Source organism: Deltaproteobacteria bacterium CG11_big_fil_rev_8_21_14_0_20_49_13 (assembly GCA_002796305.1).
Classification (GTDB): domain Bacteria; phylum UBA10199; class UBA10199.
Window position 1 is genome coordinate 4,430 of record PCWZ01000022.1, and the last position, 9,424, is coordinate 13,853.

The window sequence follows — 9,424 nt, forward strand, 5'->3', positions numbered from 1 at the left end:
ATCTCCTGGATCAAATTGTATAAATGGGATCCTTCGGCCTTTGGCCTTCAGGATGACAGTAATCTTATGGACAAAATATTGGTATTAGACTTTGGTTCTCAAACGACACAGCTTATAGCGAGAAGGGTTCGTGAGATCCATGTTTATTCGGAGATACATCCATTTAACATGCCGCTGGAACAAATAAAGGCGTTCGGGGCAAAGGGGATAGTCCTTTCCGGAAGCCCGGCACGCATCTGCTACGACGGCGTTCCCAGAATGGACCCGAAGATCCTGGAACTTGGAGTCCCGGTCCTGGGCATATGCTACGGCATGCAGGAGATGGCCCGAATCTTGGGCGGCAAGGTTGGTGTTGCCGGAACTCGCGAATATGGATTTGCCGAGATAATCAGGAAAAGTGAAAGTAAGCTCCTAGACGGTGTCTATAACGAAAAGGGACTTGCAACGGTCTGGATGTCCCACAACGATGTGGTGGTGAAAGTTCCCGATAATTTTATTATAACGTCCGTTACTAATGACTGCCCGGTTGCCTCGATGGAAAGTAAAGATGGAAGGCTCATAGGCACGCAGTACCATCCCGAGGTCACCCATACAAAGGCCGGAAAGAAGATATTCGACAATTTCGTGAAGAATATATGCAAGTGCGCGCTCTCGTGGACGATGCAGTCGTTCATTGAGCACGAGGTGAAGGCCATCAAGGAAAAGGTTGGAAAGGAGCACGTTGTGTTGGGCCTTTCCGGAGGCGTCGATTCATCTGTTGCCGCGATCCTCATACAAAAGGCGATCGGCGACCAGCTTACCTGTATCTTTGTCGACAACGGGTTGCTCCGAAAGGACGAGGCCAAAAAGGTGGAGAAGATGTTCCGCGATAAGTTCAAGCTGAACCTCGTGTGTGTCGATGCCGTGGATCGGTTCTTAGACGAACTGAAAGGTGTGAGCGATCCCGAGAAGAAGAGAAAGATAATAGGGCGTGTCTTTATCGAGGTCTTTGAAAATGAGGCAAAACGAATTACGAGCCACGAATCACAAGTCACGTTTTTGGCGCAGGGAACGCTTTATCCAGATGTTATCGAGAGCGTTTCTTTCCGAGGCCCTTCATGCATGATAAAGAGCCATCATAATGTAGGCGGGCTTCCCGAAAAGATGGGACTTAAGCTTGTAGAACCCCTGCGGGAACTTTTTAAAGATGAGGTGCGTGAGCTCGGCCGAGCCCTCGGCATGCCCGACGAATCGATCAACCGTCAGCCGTTCCCCGGCCCCGGCCTTGCGGTAAGACTTATCGGCGACATAACAAAGAAGGACCTGGAGCTTTTGCGCGAGGCGGACGATATTCTGCTCGCAGAGATAAAAGAGGCCGGTTTTTACGACAAGCTCTGGCAGGCGTTCTGCGTCCTCCTTCCCATCAACACCGTCGGAGTTATGGGAGATGAAAGGACCTACGAACGCGTTGTTGCCATACGCGCCGTTAACAGCACCGACGGCATGACCGCCGACTGGGCCGAACTTCCGCACGAACTTCTCAAGAAGATATCGAACAGGATAATAAACGGCGTCAAGGGCATTAACCGCGTCGTTTACGACATCTCCAGCAAGCCGCCCTCAACGATCGAATGGGAATAGCGAGATAAAATGAACTATAATTTCTATATCGGGATCACCGCCGCGGTACTTACAAGTACGGCCTTTTTGCCGCAGGTCCTGAAGGTCAGAAGGACCCGTCACACAAAGGACCTCTCTATAGTAATGTATGTCACCTTCACCATAGGCGTTGCCCTTTGGACCATATATGGCGTTATTTTAGGTGAATGGCCCATTATACTTGCCAACAGCTTTACCTTGCTCCTTAGCGGATATCTTTTGTATCTTAAGACAAAGTTCGGCTGATATATGCATCGTTAAGTTTGAGGTGTACTTTCATCCGTTTCTGGGGTAGGCTCTCCAAAAAAACAAGAGAGGAAGACAAAATGAACAACGGCTTTTTCGGGCTCAACATTGCGCCCAAGATCTTAGAGATCATAGCAGGTCTTAAATTTACTACCCCAACGCCCATCCAGCAAAAGACCATCCCGATAGCGATGGAAGGGAAGGACCTGATCGGTATCGCCCAGACAGGGACGGGAAAGACGATGGCCTTCGCCATCCCCATGGTCCAGCGCCTTGCCCAGATAAAGGGAAAGGGGCTGGTGCTTGTTCCCACAAGAGAACTTGCATTGCAGGTGAACGAGAGCTTTTTGAAAATAGCGAGCCTGTTCGGGTTAAAGACGGCGGTCCTGATTGGCGGGGCTTCGATGCACAATCAGCTACAGGACCTCAGAAGAAAGCCCAGGGTCATTATAGCAACTCCGGGACGCCTGATGGACCATCTTGAAAGAAGGAGCGCCTCTTTGAGCGATGTGTCGATCCTTGTGCTGGATGAAGCGGATAGGATGCTCGACATGGGTTTTGCGCCGCAGATAAAAAGGGTCCTTAGTTATGTGCCTAAGGAAAAACAGGTAATGCTCTTTTCGGCAACGATACCGGTCGAGATAGTCAGCGTTGCCAACGCTTATATGAAACTTCCCATTCGTGTGGAAGTGGCGCCCACAGGGACCGCGGCTGAAGGGATAGTGCAGGAGCTTTTTATCGTGAGAAAAGAGGCAAAGCCGAGGCTTTTGGGAAAGATACTTTCTGAATACCACGGTTCTGTGCTGATATTTACAAGGACCAAGATAGGGGCAAAAAGGACGGCAAGGGTGATCAGGGAGATGCGCCACACCGCGGCTGAGATACATTCAGACCGTTCTCTCGGCCAGAGACAAGAGGCGTTGCAGGGTTTTAAGTCGGGCAAATACAGGATTCTCGTGGCAACGGACATCGCCGCAAGGGGGATCGATGTCATCGGCATCGAACTCGTTATCAACTACGATATTCCGGACGATGCCGAGAACTATGTCCATCGCATAGGCCGTACCGGCCGCGCCGGAAGAGAAGGCCGGGCGATCTCATTCGCAACGCCGGACCAGGGCCGCGATGTGAGAGATATAGAGAGGATAATGAACAGTACCCTTAATATTTCCGAACATCCGGATGTTCCCAAGGAACATTTCACAAAGACCGCCGCGCCAAGGGTGGGTTTCATAGGCAAGCGCGGGCGTGGTAACAGGTCGTTTCGAGGCCGTTCACGGCCGGGGATAAGACACTAGCCTTAAATAGCTATTAACTTTTTATAGCTGACGGGCATTATGTCAAATTAGGCTGCGATCGAAGTTTTGATTCTACTGCTAAAGGTCCAATATATTTCCACGGCCCAGTATCCATTTTGGATCGAACTTTTGCTTGAGCTCTTTCATCTTTGCGATGACATCGGACGGGTATTGTATCTTTAAAAGGTCGTGTTTTATCTTTCCGATTCCGTGCTCGCCCGCAACACCTCCGCCAAGTTCCGCCGCGCGTCTGGATTGAAGCTTAACAAGTTCCTTTACCTTGGCCTTTTCTTCCGAGGTCCTGCAAAGGTAGGTCGTGTGGGGATGGCCATCGCCTAAGTGACCGTACATGGTGAAATCGATATTTAGGGGCAAAGCTTCTTCGTATGTCTTCTTCATCGTGACGAGCATTTTATCTTTTGGCACCCACCAGTCGCCCGACACCTTGCCGCCACCGGCTTTTTCTATCTTTTCGTTCGTCTCCGATATTACCTGCGGTATCTGATGACGAAGCGCGTGGAGATTCTCCTTTTCCTTGTCGGTCACGGCTATTATCGTCTGTTCCAGAAGGTGGGGATATTTTTCAAGAGCCTTTGAGATGAGTTCGAACCACTTTTCAATTATTGGTTCAAGCGGACCATCGAACGATTCGTCCTTTATATAAAGGCACGCCTTTATATCGTCGGTGAACTTTGGGCAGGCGTCACAGGTCTTCATTAAAGAGATGGCGAATGTGTCTATATATTCTATCGCACGTGGCCGGTAGTTATTCTTGTTGGTCTCGTCGATGAATGAGAGCGCCTCAATGTGAGAAGGGAATGGGACGAGCATTACAAATATCTTTGGGATCTTGGGAAGGAGGTCAAATACTATCCTTGTGATAACGGCCAGCGTCCCCTCCGAACCTATTAGCCGGTCTATTTCGAAGCCTTCAAGGAAATATCCACCGTGACCCTTGATCGCCGCGGGAGGGGCGGAACTACCTCGTGAAAATGTCCCGGTCGTCCCGTCCGCCTTTATGAAGGATACCTCTCTTACAAAGCTCCTTGTGGGGCCGTATTTATAAAAATCCTCGCCCGTCGCGTTCGTTGCCACGGTGCCGCCAACAAAGGCGTTGTCGCAGGATGTCGGGGCCACTGGATAATGAAGCCCCTTCTCTTCTACTATCCTTTGAAAGTCCTTTGCAATAACGGCTGGCTCTACGATGGCGTAACCACGGCCTTCTTTTTCGCCAATGTCTATGATCTTGTTAAAGCGGTCGGTGGCAAGAAGTATTCCCCCTTCGGCAACGGAGGAGCCGGTCATTGAAGTGCGGGCGCCGCAGACGGTGAGGGGAGTGCCGTTACCGTTGCACCATTTGACGACCTCAATGACCTCCTGCATGTCGCGCGGCCGTACAACCGCGTCGGGGTCCCCTGCCATAACGGCGTCCCTCTTGTATGTTTCCACCCTTGGGTCGCCTTTATAGATTATATCCCTACATCGTGGTCCGGTTTCGGCCGGATTGTTTGGACTGATAGAGCTTATCATCGGCATCTTTAATGAGCGCTTCAAAGTTCTTGTGTTCCGTTCCTTCGTTAAGGCTTGATATGCCCATCGATACGGTTATCGGTATCTTGTGGCCTTCAAAAGTGAACGGCTCGGAGGCTATCTTCGTCCTTATCCTTTCGGCAAGCTTGAACGCCCCGGCCTTGTTCGTTCCCCTTAAAATAACGCAGAATTCTTCGCCGCCGTAACGGGCAAGGATGTCTTCATTGCGCGTCATGTCCTTGAATATTCTGGCAAGTTGCTGAAGTATCATGTCTCCCGCCAGATGCCCGTGAGTGTCGTTCACCTTCTTGAAGAGATCGATGTCTATCATGAAGAGCGAAAGGGAAGCCTTGTTTCTCTTTGAGATACTGAACTCTTCTTTCAAACGCTCCAGAAGAAAACGCTTGTTATAGACGTTGGTCACAGGGTCTATAACGGCCATCTTATAGAGCTCCTTGTGGAATATGTTCTCGGTCTCTCCCTGCAACGCGAACTTGAATATGGTAACCGAGCTGATCTGGATCTTGTCGCCGTCGCTAAGCTCTTTTTTGGCGGTTATTCTTTCACCGTTCACAAAGGTGCCGTTGGTGCTCCCCATGTCCTCTATTATGAAGCCCTTCGGCGATACATCTATCTTTAGATGCTGGCGGCTTATTCTCTGGTCGTTTATGACCACATTGGCGTCAGGTGAACGGCCTATAACTGTTGAACCTTCCTGAAGATTTATAAGCTTTCCGATCAAAGGGCCCGAAAGAAATAGGAGATAGGCATGTTTTATGGCCTCTTCTTCTATCTTTGTTACCTGTGTAATTACCGTCTTTTCGACCACGTCTTTTTCTTTTTGTGACATATGAGAAAGGCAACTATACAGAATCAATTGTCGTTTCGCAACCATCTTCTATTCGGTTGACTTTTGGGGCCAAAAATTGATAGATAATCACTTCGAATTGCCCTAGAAAAGGAGAAAAGAGAAGATGGTTAAGTCCGCAGAAATACTCAAGATTAATATCGAAGATGAAATGAAGAGTAGCTACCTTGATTACGCGATGAGCGTTATCATAGGAAGGGCGCTTCCCGACGTCAGGGACGGCCTAAAACCTGCCCATAGGCGCGTGCTTTACGCGATGTATAGCGAAGGTCTTCTTTCAAATAAGCGTTATTCGAAATGCGCAGGTGTGGTCGGCGAGGTTCTAAAGAAATACCATCCGCACGGCGATTCCTCGGTCTATGACACATTGGTCCGCATGGCGCAGGACTGGAACATGCGCTATCCCTTGATAGACGGACAGGGGAACTTTGGTAGCGTCGACGGAGACTCTGCGGCCGCTTACCGTTATACCGAGGCGAGGCTTGCCAAGATAGCAGAAGAGATGCTCTCCGATATCGACAAGGAGACCGTCGATTTTGTTCCAAATTTCGACGGTTCAACGGAAGAGCCGGTCGTGCTTCCCTCGCGTACGCCGAACCTTCTTATCAACGGGAGTGAAGGCATCGCGGTGGGTATGGCCACAAAGATCCCTCCGCACAATCTGAACGAAGTGTGCGAGGCACTTCTTGCTCTAGTTAAAGATCCAGCGCTCACTATAAAAGAGCTGATGAAATATATCCCTGGCCCCGATTTCCCCACCGCCGCCTTCATTCACGGGCGCGACGGTATCAAGCAGGCGTACGAAACGGGAAGGGGTATAATTCAGATGCGCGCTCGCGCCTCTATCGAACCTGTTTCGCGCGGAGACCGCGAGGCCATAATCATCACCGAGATACCTTATCAGGTGAACAAGGCGCGTCTTATCGAGCGAATCGCGGAGCTTGTCCGCGACGGCAAGCTCGAAGGCATCTCCGACCTGCGCGACGAATCCGACAGGGACGGCATGCGCATCGCCATCGAGCTCAAGAAGGGCGCAGTTGCGGGAGTCATCCTGAACCAGCTTTATAAGCATACATCGATGCAGGAGACCTTTGGTATGATAATGCTGGCGATCGTCAACAGCCAGCCCAAGGTCCTGAACCTTAAGGAATATCTGGGCCATTTCATCGATCACCGGAAAGAGGTGGTTACAAGAAGGACCGCATATGAACTTAGAAAGGCAGAAGAACGCGCTCATGTGTTGGCCGGACTCAAAATAGCGGTCGAGAACATCGACGAGGTTATTGCCCTCATCAAGAGGTCCAAGAGCCCCGAAGAGGCCAAGAACGGACTCATGAAGAAGTTCGAGCTCTCCGCTATCCAGGCGCAGGCGGTTCTCGACATGCGCCTGCAGAAGTTGACCGGCCTCGAACGCGAGAAGATAATCGCCGAATACAAAGACGTTATGGAGCTCATCAAAAAGTTGAAGGAGATCCTTTCCAGTGAAAAATTGATACTTTCTATCATCAGCAATGAAATATCCGAGATAAAGGAAAAGTACGGCGACAAACGCCGCACCGAGATACTGGCAAAGTCCGAAGACCTAACAGTCGAAGACCTTATCGCCGAAGAGGACATGGTCGTCACCGTTTCGCATTTTGGTTATATCAAGCGCAACCCCATAAGCATCTATCGTGCGCAACGAAGGGGCGGGCGCGGCAAACAGGGGATGACAATGGGCGACGAGGATTTTGTTTCGGACCTCTTCATAGCCTCAACCCACAGCCATGTGATGATCTTTACCCAGACCGGAAAGGGTTTCTGGCTGAAGGTCCATGAGATACCCCAGATCGGCCGTACAGCCAAGGGTAAGGCCATAACCAACCTTGTCCAGATGGCGTCCGACGACAAGATCGCCGCTATTCTTCCAGTAAGAAAGTTCGAAGAGGGGAAGTTCGTCGTTCTTGCTACGAGGAAGGGGCTTGTTAAGAAGACCGAACTGATGGAATATTCCAACCCTCGCGCATCAGGCATCGTTGCCACCAAGATAGAGGAAGGTGACGAGGTCGTGTCGGTAAAACTGACCGCAGGCAAGGAAGATATATTCCTTACCACCGCCGACGGCCAGTCCATACGCTTCAAAGAGGAAGATGTCCGTTCCACGGGCCGCGCAACGTACGGCGTGTGGGGCATCACTTTAAGCAAGGGCGATGAGGTCGTTTCGATGGAGACAATAACGAACGCAACACCGATGCTTACCTGCACGCAGAACGGTTACGGAAAGAGGACCGAACTTGCCGAATACAGGATCCAGGGTCGCGGCGGAAGCGGGATCATCACTATTCAGACGACCGATCGCAACGGCAAGGTGGTCGGAGCGATGCAGATAGCGGATACCGATGATATAATGATGGTCACGAACAAGGGAAAGGTCATCCGCACACATGCAAAACATGTCGGTCTTATAGGCAGGAACACCCAAGGGGTCAGGCTGATCTCGCTTGAAAAGGATGAAAAGCTGATCTCAATAGCCAAACTTGCGGAAAAAGAGGAAGAGGTCGAGGCGGAAGAGTAGGATCCATCGACTCTACCATTCGGCAAGTGGACAGCCGGTCATCCGCTTATCTCTAAGGTCGCGGAACGGGCATTATGACAAACTTGACAGCATATCAGGTTGTCTTTTAAACAAGTTCGTTCACTATTATTGTCAGATAATAAAAACCCCGAAAGCTCGTTTGCTTTTCGGGGTTTTTTGTAGGTCCTTAAGTCAGGCTATCATTTGGCCTTGGGCGCTTCCGGAGCTTTCGGTGTCACAGGTGCGTTTGGAGCGACCGGAGCCGTTGGTGCCGGAGGCGTTGCAGATTTCACCGCTTCGGGTTTCTTCTCTTCCTTCTTTTCACCGGGGTAGACGACCTTTGCGTTCTTCTTCAGCTCCGCAAGGATCTTGTTCCTTTCTTCGCCCGACATCTTCATCATGATACCTTGTTCGACCTGTTCAAAGGGTTCAAGTTCTGCGCCCTTTGTGACCGCTATCAAATGAAATCCGTCGCTTGTTTCGATGGGGCCTGCAACTTCACCTACCTGCATTGAGAAAGCCTTCTCTAGGAGAGGCCCATAGCCTCTGCGTTCAAGCCTTGGATCGTTCTTCGATACTCTTCCAAGTTCTCCACCGCTGTTCTTCGTGACCGTGTCCTCGGAGTACTCTTTTGCGGCCGCCGCAAATTCCATGCCGCCTTCGATCTTTGCCTTTATCTCATTTGCAAGTTTAAGCGCCACTTCTTTGGAGCGCGTCACTTTACCCTTTGGAGCGGGAGCGCCTTTCTTTGCCTTTGTATCCTTTTGGGCGGGAGCCGCATACTTTATAAGGATATCCGAGATCTGCAGTCTTTCAAATTCGGCCTTATTGCTCTCATAATAAACCTTCGCGGCTTTTTTCATTTCCGATTCAATATATGCCTGCGCGATTATGACCTTCTTATAAAGCTCTATCTTGGCTTTTGCGCTGGCGTCTCTCTGAAGTCCTCTTTTAAGGGCCGCCTGGTACAGGAGTTCCTGCTCTACCATGTTGTCGAGTATCTGTTTCTTTCCGAAAGGCGTGTTCAATTGCATCTTCAGCCTTGGGTTTATCGTCGAAAGGAAATCAAGGTCACTTTCGGTTATTGCCGTTCCGTTGACGGTGACAAGCATCTTTCCTTTTCCGCTACAGGAACTAAAAAGAAACGATGCTACGAAACAAACGGTAAGACATGCTACCAAAACAACGGATCTTTTCATAAGAAATACCCCCTTAAGTTTAAGAATATGCGTGCGTATACATCATTAGATAAAAGTTGTCAAATGGTTGGTCTACTATTTTAGTTTTCTG

At 50.1% G+C, this 9,424-nt stretch carries 7 protein-coding genes; 4 read left to right on the forward strand and 3 right to left on the reverse strand.

The window, feature by feature from the left end:
* The first annotated feature begins 66 nt into the window (after positions 1 to 66).
* The 3 genes from COV46_01835 to COV46_01845 all read left to right on the forward strand — a co-directional run bounded on the left by COV46_01835 (position 67) and on the right by COV46_01845 (position 3,182).
* On the forward strand, positions 67 to 1,620 hold the full coding sequence (locus tag COV46_01835) for a glutamine-hydrolyzing GMP synthase (protein PIR18001.1): 1,554 nt from the start codon (positions 67 to 69) through the stop codon (positions 1,618 to 1,620).
* Positions 1,621 to 1,629: 9 nt separating this feature from the next.
* A complete protein-coding gene (locus COV46_01840; GenBank protein PIR17992.1) occupies positions 1,630 to 1,884 on the forward strand; it encodes a hypothetical protein in 255 nt (84 codons plus the stop codon).
* A gap of 80 nt (positions 1,885 to 1,964) precedes the next feature.
* Complete coding sequence (locus COV46_01845; protein PIR17993.1) at positions 1,965 to 3,182, forward strand: DEAD/DEAH box helicase; 1,218 nt, start codon at positions 1,965 to 1,967, stop codon at positions 3,180 to 3,182.
* Positions 3,183 to 3,260: 78 nt separating this feature from the next.
* On the opposite strand, the gene COV46_01850 is transcribed toward COV46_01845, so the two are convergent.
* Together COV46_01850 and COV46_01855 are read right to left on the reverse strand one after the other, a co-directional pair.
* Positions 3,261 to 4,718: a hypothetical protein gene (locus COV46_01850; protein PIR17994.1), complete on the reverse strand. Its 1,458-nt coding sequence runs from the start codon at positions 4,716 to 4,718 to the stop codon at positions 3,261 to 3,263.
* Positions 4,660 to 5,607, reverse strand: a complete 948-nt coding sequence (locus COV46_01855) for a GGDEF domain-containing protein (GenBank protein PIR17995.1) — start codon at positions 5,605 to 5,607, stop codon at positions 4,660 to 4,662. Before COV46_01855 ends, COV46_01850 begins: the two co-directional genes overlap by 59 nt.
* Positions 5,608 to 5,686: 79 nt before the next feature.
* Between COV46_01855 and COV46_01860 the strand changes: the two genes are divergently transcribed.
* Positions 5,687 to 8,134, forward strand: coding sequence for a DNA gyrase subunit A (locus tag COV46_01860; GenBank protein ID PIR17996.1), 2,448 nt, complete (start codon positions 5,687 to 5,689; stop codon positions 8,132 to 8,134).
* Between the two features lie 200 nt (positions 8,135 to 8,334).
* Here the strand turns inward: COV46_01860 and COV46_01865 are convergent, their stop codons facing one another.
* Positions 8,335 to 9,333: a hypothetical protein gene (locus tag COV46_01865; protein PIR17997.1), complete on the reverse strand. Its 999-nt coding sequence runs from the start codon at positions 9,331 to 9,333 to the stop codon at positions 8,335 to 8,337.
* Positions 9,334 to 9,424 lie beyond the last annotated feature (91 nt).

Coding starts and splice junctions, on each gene's coding strand:
- COV46_01835 (PIR18001.1), top strand. CDS start 67: ATGGACAAAATATTGGTATTAGACTTTGGTTCTCAAACGACACAGCTT.
- COV46_01840 (PIR17992.1), top strand. CDS start 1,630: ATGAACTATAATTTCTATATCGGGATCACCGCCGCGGTACTTACAAGT.
- COV46_01845 (PIR17993.1), top strand. CDS start 1,965: ATGAACAACGGCTTTTTCGGGCTCAACATTGCGCCCAAGATCTTAGAG.
- COV46_01850 (PIR17994.1), bottom strand. CDS start 4,718: ATGCCGATGATAAGCTCTATCAGTCCAAACAATCCGGCCGAAACCGGA.
- COV46_01855 (PIR17995.1), bottom strand. CDS start 5,607: ATGGTTGCGAAACGACAATTGATTCTGTATAGTTGCCTTTCTCATATG.
- COV46_01860 (PIR17996.1), top strand. CDS start 5,687: ATGGTTAAGTCCGCAGAAATACTCAAGATTAATATCGAAGATGAAATG.
- COV46_01865 (PIR17997.1), bottom strand. CDS start 9,333: ATGAAAAGATCCGTTGTTTTGGTAGCATGTCTTACCGTTTGTTTCGTA.